General features: G+C 53.3%; 14 protein-coding genes and 1 pseudogene. 7 read left to right on the top strand and 8 right to left on the bottom strand.

All coding sequences use genetic code 11. The features are described from left to right. Positions 1 to 349: 349 nt before the first annotated feature. Positions 350 to 540, bottom strand: a pseudogene (locus tag AAH446_RS12935) (Tn3 family transposase); the annotation flags it as partial. A gap of 275 nt (positions 541 to 815) precedes the next feature. On the opposite strand from AAH446_RS12935, the gene AAH446_RS12930 reads away from it, so the two are divergent. The 3 genes from AAH446_RS12930 (at position 816) to AAH446_RS19775 (ending at position 3,174) form a co-directional block, all read left to right on the top strand. Further along, positions 816 to 1,565, top strand: a complete 750-nt coding sequence (locus tag AAH446_RS12930) for an SDR family NAD(P)-dependent oxidoreductase (RefSeq protein ID WP_342907082.1) — start codon at positions 816 to 818, stop codon at positions 1,563 to 1,565. 230 nt (positions 1,566 to 1,795) lie between these two features. Further along, complete coding sequence (locus tag AAH446_RS12925; RefSeq protein WP_342907081.1) at positions 1,796 to 2,473, top strand: helix-turn-helix transcriptional regulator; 678 nt, start codon at positions 1,796 to 1,798, stop codon at positions 2,471 to 2,473. 392 nt (positions 2,474 to 2,865) lie between these two features. Next, positions 2,866 to 3,174, top strand: coding sequence for a Tn3 family transposase (locus AAH446_RS19775; protein WP_463322807.1), 309 nt, complete (start codon positions 2,866 to 2,868; stop codon positions 3,172 to 3,174). Positions 3,175 to 3,599: 425 nt separating this feature from the next. Here the strand turns inward: AAH446_RS19775 and AAH446_RS12915 are convergent, their stop codons facing one another. Both AAH446_RS12915 and AAH446_RS12910 read right to left on the bottom strand, forming a co-directional pair. Continuing rightward, positions 3,600 to 4,325, bottom strand: a complete 726-nt coding sequence (locus AAH446_RS12915; RefSeq protein ID WP_342907080.1) for a 4'-phosphopantetheinyl transferase family protein — start codon at positions 4,323 to 4,325, stop codon at positions 3,600 to 3,602. Positions 4,326 to 5,000: 675 nt separating this feature from the next. Continuing rightward, complete coding sequence (locus tag AAH446_RS12910) at positions 5,001 to 5,669, bottom strand: TetR/AcrR family transcriptional regulator (RefSeq protein ID WP_342907079.1); 669 nt, start codon at positions 5,667 to 5,669, stop codon at positions 5,001 to 5,003. Positions 5,670 to 5,768: 99 nt separating this feature from the next. On the opposite strand from AAH446_RS12910, the gene AAH446_RS12905 reads away from it, so the two are divergent. Further along, on the top strand, positions 5,769 to 6,776 hold the full coding sequence (locus AAH446_RS12905) for an NAD(P)-dependent oxidoreductase (RefSeq protein WP_342907078.1): 1,008 nt from the start codon (positions 5,769 to 5,771) through the stop codon (positions 6,774 to 6,776). A 155-nt stretch (positions 6,777 to 6,931) separates the two neighbouring features. Here the strand turns inward: AAH446_RS12905 and mnmE are convergent, their stop codons facing one another. The 5 genes from mnmE to rpmH form a co-directional block, all read right to left on the bottom strand. Continuing rightward, positions 6,932 to 8,296: a tRNA uridine-5-carboxymethylaminomethyl(34) synthesis GTPase MnmE gene (gene mnmE, locus AAH446_RS12900; RefSeq protein ID WP_342907135.1), complete on the bottom strand. Its 1,365-nt coding sequence runs from the start codon at positions 8,294 to 8,296 to the stop codon at positions 6,932 to 6,934. 88 nt (positions 8,297 to 8,384) lie between these two features. Further along, the gene (gene yidC / locus AAH446_RS12895) at positions 8,385 to 10,028 is read right to left on the bottom strand and encodes a membrane protein insertase YidC (RefSeq protein ID WP_342907077.1); all 1,644 of its coding nucleotides are present in this window, start codon (positions 10,026 to 10,028) and stop codon (positions 8,385 to 8,387) included. Between the two features lie 2 nt (positions 10,029 to 10,030). Then, entirely contained in the window at positions 10,031 to 10,288 is a 258-nt protein-coding gene (yidD, locus tag AAH446_RS12890) for a membrane protein insertion efficiency factor YidD (protein WP_342907076.1), read from the bottom strand. Beyond that, positions 10,252 to 10,611 carry a ribonuclease P protein component gene (rnpA, locus tag AAH446_RS12885; protein ID WP_342907075.1) on the bottom strand — a complete coding sequence of 120 codons (360 nt, stop codon included), beginning with the start codon at positions 10,609 to 10,611 and terminating at the stop codon, positions 10,252 to 10,254. Before rnpA ends, yidD begins: the two co-directional genes overlap by 37 nt. Positions 10,612 to 10,628: 17 nt before the next feature. Beyond that, entirely contained in the window at positions 10,629 to 10,769 is a 141-nt protein-coding gene (rpmH, locus tag AAH446_RS12880) for a 50S ribosomal protein L34 (protein ID WP_003849659.1), read from the bottom strand. A 601-nt stretch (positions 10,770 to 11,370) separates the two neighbouring features. Here rpmH and dnaA point away from each other — a divergent pair. The 3 genes from dnaA to recF all read left to right on the top strand — a co-directional run bounded on the left by dnaA (position 11,371) and on the right by recF (position 15,133). Then, positions 11,371 to 12,762 (top strand): chromosomal replication initiator protein DnaA, encoded by a 1,392-nt coding sequence (dnaA, locus tag AAH446_RS12875; protein WP_342907074.1) that lies wholly within the window; start codon positions 11,371 to 11,373, stop codon positions 12,760 to 12,762. A 4-nt stretch (positions 12,763 to 12,766) separates the two neighbouring features. Further along, positions 12,767 to 13,867, top strand: coding sequence for a DNA polymerase III subunit beta (gene dnaN / locus AAH446_RS12870; RefSeq protein ID WP_342907073.1), 1,101 nt, complete (start codon positions 12,767 to 12,769; stop codon positions 13,865 to 13,867). Between the two features lie 180 nt (positions 13,868 to 14,047). Beyond that, positions 14,048 to 15,133: a DNA replication/repair protein RecF gene (recF, locus tag AAH446_RS12865; RefSeq protein WP_342907072.1), complete on the top strand. Its 1,086-nt coding sequence runs from the start codon at positions 14,048 to 14,050 to the stop codon at positions 15,131 to 15,133. Positions 15,134 to 15,140: the final 7 nt, after the last annotated feature.

Genomic DNA, 15,140 nt, shown 5'->3' with positions numbered 1-15,140 from the left:
GTGGGACAGAGCAAGTTGTAGTTCCTACGCTGTGGAAAATTCCAGGCGTTAAGATACCGGGTAATGGTGGCTTGAAATGAAAAATGAAATAAAAAACTGTAATCGATATTGCCAGCGCACTGTCATCAAACGATGAACAATCATGGGAAACAACATTTGAAAAACTAAGCGCAGAGCTGGGTTTGGATTACAAGTCATCCTTTCACTGTCCATGGCCATGACATTGTTATATTCCTCTCCCCCAGCCGGTTTTTTATTTTTTCTCCAGATACAGATTCCCATTAAATTAATGTGCTCCTGGTGGGACAATAATTTTTTATTGAGATACAGCATTTTTTAGAAGTTACAGGCGTTTTCTGTATACATTATTCCATAATGCGATCGCGACGGTAATCAATGACAATCCGCTGGCGCGATAAATCTGAGTAATTCCCAGATCGCGAAGCCTTATTTCGTAGGGCGATGCATGAAGATAGCCTGGGCAAGTGTATTCCGGACTGCTGCTTTGTTCAGTCCGGCCTGAACTCTGCGACGCAATGCAGAATCGCCGTACCAGCCTTGCTTAATAATGAGCGGCGCAGAATATTGTATACCCCAGGCATTACCAGGGAGGATGACCATTAAAACTGGCGAATGAATGACAGAATATTCATGCAGTACAGGCCTCAGCGATGAGACATTATGACAACGCTGTTTTTCCCGGTTGCCTTTTATAATTAAGAGGGTGTAGTCTTTTCAGCTGTAATTCCCCACTTACGATATGAGTAGCAATCCGCTACAGGCAGGTGTTTACAAACTATCTTGAGGATTTCCAAATGTCAGCAAAAACAGTTGTAATAACAGGAGCCCTTTCCGGAATTGGCGAAGAGTGCTGTCGTCAGTTTGCGAATAACGGTTATAACGTAATATTTTCCGGTAGAAATGCCAAAAGAGGCGAAAAACTACAAGAGGCGTTGAGAAACATTCATTCCCAGAGCCACTTTGTACTCGCTGATATTGTGATTGAAGAGCAAGTCGCCGCTTTAATAGAAAAAGCCTGTCAAATATACGGAAGGATTGACACATTAATTAACAGTGCGGGAACAGAAGGCCAGCCTGCGCCACATGATCGAACTACCGTCGAAGACTTTCACCAGGTATTTGATACAAACGTCCTGGGGACACAGCTTGTAATGAAGCATGCTTTGCCGGTTATGAGCAAGCAGGGAGCCGGTAGCTTAATCAATATTTCCTCCCAGGCAGGATTGGTTGGGATCCCTGGAGCAAGCGTATATGCTGCCAGTAAACATGCGGTCAATGGGCTTACACGCTCTGCAGCACTTGAAGTTGCAGCTAAAGGCGTCAGGGTGAATGCAATTGCGCCTGGCCCTGTAGAGACTGATATGTTTGATCGCTTTGTGGGTCGGAATGAGGAAGCGAAAGCAGAATTTCTCAGCAGAATGCCTACCGGGCGGATAGCCACAACTGGGGAGATTGCCGCCACGGCTTTATTCCTCGCTTCTGATGCCGCTCGATCCATCATAGGACAAATTATTACAGTTGATGGCGGGTACTCGGTTGGTTAGAACGAATTCTGATGCTGTGAGTCCGCTGCATGAAGCGGACTTTAAAGCAACCATCGCCGTGGAATCCACATTGTCGATATCTCTCATCGTCTGGATTGAGGCAGAGTAAACCGATGTCGGGTTGATCTGCCTTTCAGTTGTCTGCAAGGTTTTCTACAACGGTGGTAGAGCAGGAGGCTGATACCCACAAAGGTGACAAAGCAACAAAATCCCACTGGAGGGGCTTTTTTATGGAAAAGGGAAAACGATCTTTCACCCGTGAGGAGCAAATTCCTGCGCCAACGATTGAATCCTATATGGACAACCCCTTAATCAATGCCGGGGGCGGGATTATCCTTGTGAAGGATTTGAACCACCGCTTTGTGGCCTCTAACACAGTGTTTAGCCGTTTCTCAGGGGTGCACCCTTATAAGCTACAGGGATTAAATGATTCGGATATGCCCTGGGCTGAAAGAGGTGATATTTATATCAATCATGAGAGTGCTATTCTATCCGGCGAAAATTATAATGTCCTTGAACCGTTGCCTGGGGTGGTTAAGGCCTATTTGCACACATCCAAAGAGATTATTTATAATAAAAATGGGCATCCTGCAGGAACGCTGGCTACTGCTGTTATTATGAAAGGCGCTTTTGATTTTTCTAACGTTACCGGAAAATCAAAGTATCTGAAAGTGTCCGCATACCGGGGGGTAAATCTTACTGCTAATGAGGCCAGAGTGCTGTTTTTTATCCTTAAGGGGATGAGAAGGAAAAGAATTGCAGACATCATGAATATGTCACTTGCAAACTATGATTATTATTTACGGAATATTAAATTAAAATTCCACTCTGACTCAACAGCTAATCTTATAGAGGTTTGCATTGAGCGCGGCTATCATGAAAACTTTCCTTTTCAAATGGTTATGTGATGTGTTAAGTTTCATGACCTATGAGAACTCATAGGTTTCTATTTTTTGGTGTTTGATTGTTCCGTTTATTAATATTACCCTGAGCATGTTGAAGAACTGAGGTAAGTAATGTCTCTTCATCGAAGCAAACGCAATACCAGGGGAATATAAAAAAATAATAAATAATTTATGAGAGTCTGTAATTTTAATTATGTGTCGTTTATTAACACATCTTTCGGTTTTGTTGATTTTATATCTGTAATGATATTGCACGCTGAATGCTAATCTGGTTCGAATGCCATAGTATTCAGCGTTTTTTTATGCAGCAAGGCTAATGCTATATTCTCAACCGCTCCGGTTTCCCCTGAGAGTATTTTTTCTGGGTATTGAAGTTGCTACACCCTGGTAGGCCAGTGAGGCGTAATCCGCTTTTTCTGCCTCTATTAGCGACGTCGATAAAGCAGGGAAACCCTGATGCTGAAAAAGCTTGCCAGCTACCCCAGGCAGAAGGGACTTGCCAAAGCACTGAGAGAATTGACCGCATAGAGCGAACTCTGTGCATGCCCGGCGGGTTCGGCGATCTGGCACTGTGTCGGCCGGTTCAGGCAGGACTGAATAAAGACAAAGCCCGTAACGCGCTGGCGCGTGCGGTATTCATGCACCGGCTGCGAGAAATAAAGGACCGGAAACCGGGAATCAGAGCTGTCGCGCCAGCGGATTGACGCAGCTGAAGGCTGCGATCTCCCTCTGGAATACCTGTATATGGAAAAAGCAGTTGATGCCCTGAAGCGTAAGGGGCTACAGATCAACGAGCAGTTACTGTCGCATTTGTCGCATTTGTCGCGGTTAGCTGGGAGCATAATAAACTGACTGGCGATTATAACTGGAAAAGTAACCGGCCACCGGTAAGTTTCGCCGGCTGAGGCCAGCTAAAATCAAAAATTGCAAAAAATAGCCGTAACGTACAATAATTTTAGATCTCCAGACTGCCCCTTTATCGTATCCAGACGTGAGCGTTAATTTTAACAAAAGCGTGGCTCGTGGTCAGGCTGACGCTGGAATGCCGTGGCCAGTACGTGCAGAAAAGCGGGAATATTCATCTGGCAGGGGGAGGTCGCAAAAAACGGTTCATACCCAGGAAGGATGTTCATTTTTCCAGCGGCAGACTGGTCAGCCGCAGCACTTGTGGTCCCACATGCTGCGAGGCGGTCAGCAGTTCATACCGTCTTTCCAGCACCCTGCCATCATAATCCCAAAGGTGCAGCCGATCGCTGCCGCGAGAAAATGCGCAGGACCAGACCAGCAGATCTTCCACGTCAGAAATGGCCTGAGTATCAGGAAAGGCCTGCGACCGCAGACGGCCAGATGCCGGTAGCAGCCGCAGCGTATGCGTACCGTGGTCTGCTTTATCCGATAATTTCAGCACGCTTTGCCGGATAGCCCAGAGCTGGGTGGCAGCTTCGTAAGGATCGGCCTGCGCCCGAATCCAGGCCTTTTCGCCTGAGGAAAGCCCACTGGCCAGCTGCTCAATCGCCTGCCGGCTGTGAGCGCGCACAAACTCCATCCCCAGGCCGCCGTGACCCTCCTCGTCTGCCAGCAGAACACCCACAATATTGCCCGCATAGGCGATGCTGAAGTCGGGTAGCTCAGGGTCAGCAAAGCAGGGGCGTCCATTGCTGCTCATGGTAATTTCAGGCAGGACGGCTATGCCATAGATCTGCTGCATCAGCGCTGCCAGTACAACCCGTGAGGCAAGATAGCGAGCCCGGCGCTTTTCAGGCAGGCTGCTGGCGAGATTAACCACCGGGTCGGGAAGGTGTCGCGCGGGTACCAGAGTGTGGTTCAGGGTCCACCGTGCAAAATGACTGGCCATCTGTCACTCCATGATAATGGTCGGGAAATTAGCCCGATTATTGTAAGAATTTTCTTAGCAACTTTCACCCACCTTTACATCAATATGGGTTTTTTCAGAATGATGGCGTATCGCCCAGGCAGGCAGGTGGTATTTATAAATAAGAGAAGTGGGGGTCAATTGATATAAGGAGCGGGTTTAGTTTACTGTCTGGGTTTTTAATAAATTATAATGATTGCTTATCTTTAATTTTCCCTTGTGTACTGCGAGACAACAAAGCTCAGGCTGCTCTCTTGTCTTATCTGAGAATTTTCAAAGTTAAACGATAAAGCCGGTGTTTTTACCAGAAAGAGGCTTATCTGCATAAGGCTGCCGGTCATAGGGTCTGTGGTATATATACCTGTGGCCAGGTGGCTACATATGGCCTGAGCTATATGTATCAGGTCAGTCAGAGTCAGTAAGATAAAAACCTGGCCATTCAACTCACTCATTCATGATAAAGAGTATAATTATTGCCTCGTATTCCTGTGTGAAAGAAAAACCATTCTAAACTTTATTGATATGAATCAAGCGAAGAAATCGGGTTTTATTTGGGCTACGCGACCATGTCCCCAAAACCCCATCACTACGTGCTGGGGTTTTGGGGAAGTAGCTTCAGCCGATGACTTTCGCTTTGCCACGCCAGGGCCAGCGATATTATCTTTGGTCTGCGCCAGCCCGGACCGGTTCATCCCGCCTACCATCGTTTGCCGGTTTATCTCCCGACTGCACCGCGCCCCAGATTAGCGACCTGAAGGCAGTAACCGCTTCAGCCTCCTCCAGCCGTCCCCGGACAAGCGCAATGGAGAGGGCTTCTCCAGCGCCGACCAGACCAATGCAGCATCTTAGCAGCGCCTGAGGCGACATACTGACATGCGGCGTAAGCACTGATACGAACATCGCGACGCAGTTGTCCAGAAGTTCCTGGAGGACCGCCACCTTCTCTTCACTTCCCGCCAGCGCTGCACCTACCGAGTGGAACTCGTCTGTCTTGTCCGCCGCGCAATGGATGTAGGCACTTGCCAGCGTCTCTACGGTCTCTTGCGTACTTCTTGAATAAGTGGTCATCGCCTCAGTAAACGTCCTGACGCGCTCGGTATCGATCCATCTGTAAAGCTCGATCAGCAACGCCGAGCGGGTAGCGAAATGATCGTAAACCACAGGTTTGGATACGCCGGCGCGCTCGGCCAGGTGTCCCAGAGTCAGTCGATCCGCATTTTCCTCCCGCACGATTAGCAGCGCGGTGGTGAGAAGCTGCCGTCGTCGTTCTGCCTTCGATAATCTTCGTGAGGGGGAGGCGGATTCCGGGACAGGTTTTTTTTTCATATGACTACTCCATTTAACCTACTAAAAGTAGCTTTTCCTGTGGGCGGTGCTACTATTCCTACTAATGGTAGCTTATCACGTCAATAAGGAAACACACTTATGTCATTTGATCCTGTATTACTTCTGGGCGGTTCTGGCGCCATCGGTCACCAGACTGCGCGCGCATTACGCGCCAGCTATCCCGATCTCCCTCTGCTGATCGGAGGTCGTGATTTGATCAAGGCGCAGAACGCTGCGGCAGAAATGGGAGGAGCGGAAGGGGTGGTGATCGACCCGGCCTCTGCCGATCTGGGTCTCGGCGAGCGAAAAATCAGTGCTGTGGTCGTGCTCTATAAGGACCACTCGCTTGCCGGGCTTCGCTTTGCTCAGTCGCGCGGCGTGCCGCATCTGAGTATCTCCTCAGGCGTGTTCGAGATCGCCCCAGAAATCGCAAGCTTTATGCAGGCTCCGGGTGCCGCGGCGGTGGTGCTTGGTTATGAGTGGCTGGTCGGCGGCACAACGGTTCCTGCGCTCGAACTGGCCAGCTCTTTTAGCCAGGTGCATGAAATCCGCATTGGTGCGCTGGTCGATGAAGAAGATGCCGGTGGTCCGGCGGTTGCCGCTGATTTTGAACATCTGAATCACCTGCTGCCTGCGGCACTCACGCGCCGGGATGGTGTCTATCTCTGGCGTGAGGGTAATGATGCGAAAGCTGTGTTCTCAGCGCTTGATGGAACCGAAATAGAAGCCTCCGGCTTCTCCTCGATAGATGTGGTCGGGCTGGCAACGGCCACGGGCGCGCACAGCGTCCAGTTTAATCTGGGCATGGGCGTCAGTTCTGACAGACGCAAAGGCGGAACATTTTCAACAGAGATCATCCTGGAGATGTCCGGCGTGGACCTTAAGGGTCAGCCACTTAGCACCCGGCATGCGGTAGTCCATCCGGGCGGGGCTGCGCCGCTGACAGGAATGGGAATAGCCCTGCTTCTTGAGCGACTGGTCGGGCTGGATGGCCTGCCGCCGGTTGCGCCAGGCCTGTACTTCCCATACCAGATTCTGGATGCCTCGCACTACCTGGCGCGGCTGGCACAGGAGGGCGGGCAGGTGCTGGAACTGCCGCTCTCTTAAGAGTCTCATGCCCCTTAATAACCGGTGGGATATACCTCACCGGTTAACCTGGCACTTCTGTATGCCGGCGTCACAGGGCCCGGTCTGAGATTATTTTTGCCGCTGGTTTTTGCATTCACACGATAACTAATCTTCTCAGTCGCGGCCCGCTGGGTTTATTTCCCGATACAAAAGCTGGAGAAAATGCGCCCTAAGAGATCGTCTGAGGTGAATTCACCGGTGATTTCACTCAGGCTCTGCTGCGCCATACGCAGCTCTTCTGCCAACAATTCGCCAGCCCAGGCACCCAGCAGCTGCGCCTTGCCCTGCTGTAAGTAAGTAGCCGCTAACTCCAGAGCCTGAAGATGACGACGCCGTGCCAGAAAACCGCCCTCCGTATTCCCGGCAAACCCCATGCTGGCCTTAAGATGATCGCGCAGCACCTCGATCCCTTCACCGGTACGGGCGGAAAGGCGAATAAGTGAGTGACCGTTTACTTCTGTAAGGCCCAGCCCCTCGCCGGTAATATCCGCTTTATTGCGCACCACGGTGATCGGCAGCTTTACGGGCAGGCGGGCAATAAAGTCCGGCCAGATGTCCGCCGGTTCCGTGGCGCCCGTGGTGGTGCCATCGACCATAAACAGCACGCGGTCAGCCTGCTCAATCTCATTCCAGGCGCGTTCAATGCCGATCCGTTCCACTTCGTCGCTGGCTTCACGCAGCCCGGCGGTATCGATAATATGCAGCGGCATACCGTCGATATGAATATGTTCGCGCAGCACATCGCGCGTGGTGCCCGCAATATCGGTCACAATCGCCGCCTCGCGCCCGGCCAGCGCATTCAGCAGGCTCGATTTTCCGGCGTTAGGCCGTCCGGCAATGACCACCTTCATCCCTTCACGCAGCAGACTGCCCTGACGTGCTTCCGCCCGGACGTCATCCAGATCGCCGATCACCTGATTCAGCATCGCCTCAATTCTGCCATCGGAGAGAAAATCGATCTCCTCATCCGGAAAGTCGATAGCGGCTTCCACATAGATCCGCAGGTGAGTGAGTGCTTCCACTAAATTGTTAACGCGCAGGGAAAAGGCGCCCTGTAGCGAGTTAAGCGCGGAGCGTGCCGCCTGTTCGGAGCTGGCATCAATCAGATCGGCAATCGCCTCAGCCTGAGCCAGATCGAGCTTGTCGTTAAGAAAAGCCCGCTCGGAGAATTCGCCGGGGCGGGCGATGCGTACGCCAGGCATCGCCACAATCCGCTTCAGCAACAGGTCAAGAATGACCGGGCCGCCGTGACCCTGGAGTTCCAGCACATCTTCGCCGGTAAAGGAGTTCGGACCAGGAAACCAGAGGGCAATCCCCTGATCCAGCGCGCTGCCGTCCGCATCACGGAAGGGCAGATAATCGGCGTAGCGTGGCTTTGGCAGTTTGCCAAGCAGGGCCTGCGCCACCTCCGCGGCTTTGTGACCGGAAATACGCAGGATACCCACGCCACCACGCCCTGGCGGCGTTGCCTGGGCGACGATAGTCTCGCTATGGCTCATCATTCACTCTCTTTTACGCAAAAAAATAAGGCGGTCAACTGACCGCCTTATCATACACCCTTCGCCATACTGGCTGGAGGAGGGATTGTTATGCTTTCTTTTTATCGCGGCTATGCAGGCCACGCTTTTCCAGACCGCGGTAGATCAACTGCTGCTGGATAATGGTGACCAGGTTACTGACGATGTAGTACAGCACCAGACCTGATGGGAACCACAGGAAGAACACCGTGAAGATGACCGGCATAAAGGTCATGATCTTCTGCTGCATCGGGTCGGTCACGGTGGTCGGCGACATCTTCTGAATGAAGAACATCGTTATGCCCATCAGGATCGGCAGGATGTAGTACGGGTCCTGTGCTGACAGGTCATGGATCCAGAGGGCGAACGGCGCATGGCGCAGCTCCACCGAGCCCATCAGCATATAATAGAGCGCAAGGAAGATAGGCATCTGGATAACCAGCGGGAGACAGCCACCCAGCGGGTTCACTTTCTCTGCCTTATAGAGCGCCATCATCTCCTGGCTCATACGCTGCTTGTCATCGCCCATACGTTCACGCATAGCCTGAATTTTAGGCTGCAGCATGCGCATTTTCGCCATGGAGGTGTACTGCGCTTTGGTCAGCGGGTACATGATGCCACGAACGATAAAGGTGATAACAATGATCGAGAAGCCCCAGTTACCGATAAAGCTGTGCAGGAACTTCAGCAGCTTAAACAGCGGCTGAGAGATAAACCACAGCCAGCCATAGTCGACGGTCAGGTCCAGATGCGGCGCGACTGCGGCCATCTTGTCCTGAATTTCCGGGCCAACCCAGAGCGTGGCAGCCAGATTCTGCTGCGAGCCAGGAGCAATGGTCACCGGTGAAGACTTATAGCCAACCGCCGCAATACCGTTACCCAGATTGCTGGTATAGAGCGTATTCGTACCGGCGGTGCGTGGAACCCATGCGGTAGCAAAATATTGCTGCAGCATCGCCACCCAACCGTTAGCGGTGGTGGTGCTCAGGTTTTCGTTTTCGCTGATGGTGTCGAATTTGTACTTCTCGTAGTTGGTCTCACTGCTGGAGTAAGCCGCACCACGGAAGGTGTGCAACGCAAAGTTATTGCTGCCGGTATCGCGGTGCTTGGGCAGATCGATAGTCTGCTTCAGCTGGCCGAACATCGCCACTTCCAGCGGCTGCTGGGTGGTGTTGTTGACCTGATAATCCACGTTGATCGCATACTCACCGCGCTTCAGTACAAACGTCTTGGTGAAGGTCGCGCCGTTTTCCGCCGTAAAGGTCAGCGGGATCCGTAATTCACTCTGCCCGTCAGCCAGCTCAAAAGCGTCCTGAGAGGTGGTAAACAGAGGACGACTGCCGTTCGCCGGGTTATCCGGGCCGTTACGGCCGGTCAGGCCGCTCTGTGCCTGATACAGAAAACCAGGGGTTGTTTCCAGCAGCTGGAAAGGCTGTGAGGAACCCAGCTTATCCGGGTAGGTCAGCAGCTGCGCCTGCTCAATATCACCACCGCGGGTGTTGATATGTAAAGACAGAACGTCAGTCTTAACGGTGATCGTTTTGCCCTGGCCGCTGGCAGGTACATCCTGGTTGGCGGCATCACCGGATACTGTCGTGTTTTGCGTGGTCTGGGTCTGCAATGGCTGCGGAGCGTGGTCCGTCTGCCAGGATTGCCAGATCAAAAAAGACACGAACAGAAAAGCGATGAGAAAAAGATTGCGTTGCGAATCCATCGTTAATGTTCTCTGTTATCTTCGGTTTTCGGCGGCACTGGATCGTCGCCACCCGGGTTTAAGGGGTGGCATTTTAATACGCGTTTCATTGTCAACCAACTGCCTTTTATCACGCCAAACCTGCGCAATGCCTCAATACCGTATTGAGAACAGGTTGGATGAAAACGACAGTGGGGTCCTAAGAGTGGGCTGATTGCGCGTTGATAGACGCGAATCAGCGCAATCAGGAGCCGCGAGCCAGGCGACAGTGACGACGCCATATCTTCTCCAACGCTTCCACCAGTGCCTGGTTATCCAGATCGGCAACGCCCTTTTTTGCCACCACGACGAAATCCATTGCGGGGAGTTCGTGTTGACGCAGGCGAAAACTCTCACGGGTCAATCGCTTGATCCGGTTGCGTTCATGCGCACGCTTAACGTGTTTTTTGGCGACAGTAAGACCGATGCGGGGATGCCCCAGCGAGTTCAGGCGGCCGAGAATAGTAATTTGCGGCGTGCCAGCTCTTTGTGGCTGCTGGAAGACGAAAGTGAAATGAGTGGGAGTTAACAAACGTAACTCCCTGGGAAATGCGAGCTTAACCACTCAGCGGTTAGCTTTTATTACTTAGAAACGGTCAGACGTGAACGGCCTTTAGCACGACGACGTGCCAGAACCTGACGACCATTTTTTGTTGCCATACGAGCACGGAAACCGTGTGAACGGTTGCGCTTCAGTACGGACGGTTGAAAAGTGCGTTTCATGGCGATTTCTACCTAAACTTGGAAAATTTCACTTGGTGACGCGCTTTTATGGTCAGAAAACCGACCGACGCCTCAGTGTGTCTTTAATAAAGAGGCGGGATTGTAATAATTGTACAGTCCGGAGTCAATTCACTTCGCGCTAAAGTCGCGTCTGGATATCCCGTTCGACCGCAAAACCAGCCGGTTCGGGCCAGAGCGCAACACGCCGGGGCAAGAATTATACGGTCTCTAAAATAAAGCGCAAGGATCGTTGGGGATCTTCCGCCGATCCCGTTACAGTGCCGTTGCGATAATAACGTGACGGCACCGTTAAATTTTAACCATTGCGGAGGATCCGCAATGCCTTTTAAGGCAGGTAGCGTAAACTTATCCTCGCTGCGCAGGCCTGTGGATAAATTGGATCAAAACTGTGTAGAAAGTGAAGATCTCTGCCGCGCTTTACGCTATGATCCGCCCTTCCGCTTGCGATCCTCCGGGTCAGTCAGCGGCGGAGCAACCGCGGATAGCGGTTCGTATGTGCGTCATCTGCATGCGTCAACAATGATGAATTTATCGCTTCAGCGCCTTTTTTCTTATCGAATTTTTTCGAGTGGAGTCCGCCGTGTCACTTACGCTTTGGCAACAGTGCCTTGCCCGTTTGCAGGACGAACTACCTGCCACTGAATTCAGCATGTGGATACGTCCATTGCAGGCCGAATTAAACGACAATACGCTGGCCTTGTATGCACCAAATCGCTTTGTGCTCGACTGGGTTAGGGATAAATACCTCAATAATATCAACGCGTTGTTGAATGATTTTTGCGGCAGTGACGTGCCTCTGCTGCGTTTCGAGGTGGGCAGTAAACCTGTCACCCGTCAGATCAGTCAGCCGGTCATGGCGAGCGCGCAGTCCAGTGCGCCGCCGGCAGGTGCCCGTCCGGCACCCATGCGCCCGAGCTGGGACAGCATGCCGGCACCGGCAGAGCTCTCCTACCGCTCAAACGTCAATACCAAGCATAATTTCGATAACTTCGTGGAAGGTAAATCAAACCAGCTGGCCCGTGCGGCCGCCCGTCAGGTTGCGGATAATCCGGGCGGCGCCTACAACCCTCTCTTTCTGTATGGCGGGACGGGTCTGGGTAAAACGCACCTTCTGCACGCGGTAGGCAACGGCATTATGGCGCGCAAGCCAAATGCGAAAGTGGTTTACATGCACTCCGAGCGTTTTGTGCAGGACATGGTTAAGGCCCTGCAAAACAACGCTATTGAAGAGTTTAAGCGCTATTACCGTTCGGTTGACGCGCTCCTTATCGATGACATTCAGTTCTTTGCCAATAAAGAGCGCTCGCAGGAAGAGTTTTTCCATACCTTTAACGCGCTGCTGGAAGGCAATCAGCAGATCATTCTGACCTCGGATCGCTACCCGAAAGAGATCAACGGGGTGGAAGATCGTCTTAAGTCGCGCTTTGGCTGGGGCCTGACGGTGGCGATCGAGCCGCCTGAGCTGGAAACGCGCGTGGCGATCCTGATGAAAAAGGCGGATGAAAATGACATCCGGCTGCCGGGCGAAGTCGCGTTCTTTATTGCCAAACGCCTGCGTTCTAACGTGCGTGAGCTGGAAGGGGCGCTGAACCGCGTGATCGCCAACGCCAACTTTACCGGGCGCGCGATCACCATCGACTTTGTCCGCGAGGCGCTGCGCGACCTGCTGGCGCTTCAGGAGAAGCTGGTCACCATCGACAATATCCAGAAGACGGTGGCCGAGTACTATAAAATCAAAGTGGCCGACTTGCTTTCCAAGCGCCGCTCCCGCTCCGTGGCCCGCCCGCGCCAGATGGCGATGGCGATGGCGAAGGAGCTGACCAACCACAGTTTGCCGGAAATCGGTGATGCTTTCGGGGGTCGTGACCACACTACGGTGCTGCATGCCTGTCGTAAAATCGAGCAGCTGCGTGAAGAGAGTCACGATATTAAAGAAGATTTCTCCAATTTAATCAGAACATTATCTTCCTGACGCTATGAAATTTATTATAGAACGCGAGCATTTACTCAAGCCATTACAGCAGGTCAGCAGCCCTCTTGGCGGCCGGCCAACGTTACCTATCCTCGGCAATTTGCTGCTGCAGGTGAATGAAGGCACGCTGCTGCTGACCGGTACCGATTTAGAGATGGAAATGGTCGCCCGCGTCGCGCTGACGCAGGCCCATGAGCCGGGCGCGACCACCGTACCGGCGCGCAAGTTTTTTGATATCTGCCGTGGCCTGCCCGAAGGGGCGGAAATAACGGTAAGCCTGGACGGGGAAAGGATGCTGGTGCGTTCCGGACGCAGCCGTTTTTCCCTCTCCACGCTGCCGGCCAGCGACTTCCCCAATCTGGATGACTGGCAGAGCGAGGTTGAATTCACCCTGCCGCAGGCCACCATGAAACGCCTGATTGAGGCGACGCAGTTCTCCATGGCGCATCAGGATGTTCGCTACTATCTCAACGGGATGCTGTTTGAGACCGAAGGCGAAGAGCTGCGCACGGTGGCCACAGATGGTCACCGTCTGGCGGTCTGTTCCATGCCAGTAGGGCAGTCTCTGCCGGACCATTCGGTCATTGTGCCGCGCAAAGGCGTGATCGAACTGGTTCGCCTGCTGGATGGCGGCGAGACGCCGATGCAGGTGCAGATCGGCAGTAACAATATCCGCGCGCACGTCGGCGACTTTATCTTCACCTCCAAGCTGGTGGATGGCCGCTTCCCGGACTACCGCCGCGTGCTGCCGAAAAGCCCCGATAAAACGCTGGATGCGGGCTGCGATCTGCTGAAGCAGGCCTTTGCCCGTGCGGCCATTCTCTCTAACGAGAAGTTCCGCGGCGTGCGCCTCTATATCAGCGAAAATCAGCTAAAAATCACCGCAAATAACCCAGAGCAGGAAGAGGCGGAAGAGATCCTTGACGTCAATTACGGCGGCACCGACCTCGAAATTGGCTTTAACGTAAGCTACGTGCTGGACGTGCTCAATGCGCTGAAGTGTGAAAACGTGCGGCTGCTGCTGACGGACTCCGTTTCCAGCGTTCAGATTGAAGACGCGGCAAGCCAGTCGGCGGCCTATGTTGTGATGCCAATGCGCTTGTAAAATATATCGGGCTAACTTACTCGCTGGTTCGCGCCCGGGCAGTGCTCGCCCCTGGTCACATACTTCAGTATGCTCCCAGGGTCTGCGCGCTGGTCGTGCGCGAACCAGCTTCGCCGTTGACGCCCTGGATCGCAGGGTCAGGCGAAATAACTCTTTCCGCCCTTCACGCTGGACTGATTCATGGCTTTAACCCGCCTGCTTATCAAAGACTTTCGTAATATTGAAAACGCGGATCTGGCGCTGGCGCCCGGCTTCAACTTTCTGGTTGGGGCGAACGGCAGCGGAAAAACCAGCGTGCTTGAGGCTATCTATACGCTGGGCCACGGGCGCGCGTTTCGCAGCCTTCAGGCAGGACGCGTCATCCGCCATGAACAGGATGCCTTTGTGCTGCACGGCCGCCTTGACGGCGGCGAGCGGGAGACCGCTATCGGCCTCACCAAAAACAGGGCGGGCGAGAGCAAGGTGCGCATCGACGGCAGCGACGGACACAAAGTGGCCGAGCTTGCCCAGATGTTGCCGATGCAGCTGATCACGCCCGAAGGCTTTACGCTGCTTAACGGCGGTCCGAAATATCGCCGCGCCTACGTAGACTGGGGATGTTTCCACAACGAGCCGGGCTTTTTTACCGCCTGGAGCAATCTGCGCCGCCTGCTTAAGCAGCGTAACGCCGCGCTTCGCCAGGTATCCCGCTACCAGCAAATCCGGGCATGGGATCAGGAGCTGGCCCCGCTGGCCGAGCAGATTAGCCGCTGGCGGGCCGCCTACAGCGAGGCCATTGCTGAAGATATCAGCGCCACCTGCGCCCAGTTTTTACCGGAGTTCCAGCTCAGCTTCTCCTTTCAGCGCGGCTGGGATAAAGAAACGGATTACTTCGAGCTGCTTGAGCGCCAGTTTGAGCGCGATCGGGCGCTGACCTACACCGCCAGCGGGCCGCATAAGGCCGATTTCCGCATTCGCGCCGACGGTACGCCGGTCGAAGATTTACTGTCACGCGGCCAGTTAAAGCTGCTGATGTGCGCCCTGAGACTGGCGCAGGGTGAGTTTCTCACCCGACAGAGCGGGCGACGTTGCCTGTATCTGATAGACGATTTTGCCTCCGAGCTGGACGAGACGCGTCGCCACCTGCTGGCGTCGCGCCTGAAGGCCACGCATGCCCAGGTTTTTGTCAGCGCCATTGGTGCCGAGCACGTGTTCGACATGGCTGACGAAAAGGGCAAGATGTTCCACGTGGAACAAGGTAAAATAACGGTTCAACCTGAAGATTAAATGAGCG

Source organism: Erwinia psychrophila (assembly GCF_039023475.1).
Taxonomy (GTDB): domain Bacteria; phylum Pseudomonadota; class Gammaproteobacteria; order Enterobacterales; family Enterobacteriaceae; genus Erwinia.
The sequence above is the reverse complement of the archived record's forward strand: the minus strand, read 5'-3'. Positions and strand labels throughout refer to the sequence as shown.

Excerpts from the sequence above, each read along its gene's own strand:
- AAH446_RS12915 (WP_342907080.1), bottom strand. The coding sequence starts at position 4,325 with ATGGCCAGTCATTTTGCACGGTGGACCCTGAACCACACTCTGGTACCC.
- dnaN (WP_342907073.1), top strand. The coding sequence starts at position 12,767 with ATGAAATTTATTATAGAACGCGAGCATTTACTCAAGCCATTACAGCAG.
- AAH446_RS12905 (WP_342907078.1), top strand. The coding sequence starts at position 5,769 with ATGTCATTTGATCCTGTATTACTTCTGGGCGGTTCTGGCGCCATCGGT.
- yidC (WP_342907077.1), bottom strand. The coding sequence starts at position 10,028 with ATGGATTCGCAACGCAATCTTTTTCTCATCGCTTTTCTGTTCGTGTCT.
- rpmH (WP_003849659.1), bottom strand. The coding sequence starts at position 10,769 with ATGAAACGCACTTTTCAACCGTCCGTACTGAAGCGCAACCGTTCACAC.
- AAH446_RS12910 (WP_342907079.1), bottom strand. The coding sequence starts at position 5,669 with ATGAAAAAAAAACCTGTCCCGGAATCCGCCTCCCCCTCACGAAGATTA.
- AAH446_RS12930 (WP_342907082.1), top strand. The coding sequence starts at position 816 with ATGTCAGCAAAAACAGTTGTAATAACAGGAGCCCTTTCCGGAATTGGC.
- mnmE (WP_342907135.1), bottom strand. The coding sequence starts at position 8,296 with ATGAGCCATAGCGAGACTATCGTCGCCCAGGCAACGCCGCCAGGGCGT.
- yidD (WP_342907076.1), bottom strand. The coding sequence starts at position 10,288 with ATGGCGTCGTCACTGTCGCCTGGCTCGCGGCTCCTGATTGCGCTGATT.
- recF (WP_342907072.1), top strand. The coding sequence starts at position 14,048 with ATGGCTTTAACCCGCCTGCTTATCAAAGACTTTCGTAATATTGAAAAC.
- AAH446_RS12925 (WP_342907081.1), top strand. The coding sequence starts at position 1,796 with ATGGAAAAGGGAAAACGATCTTTCACCCGTGAGGAGCAAATTCCTGCG.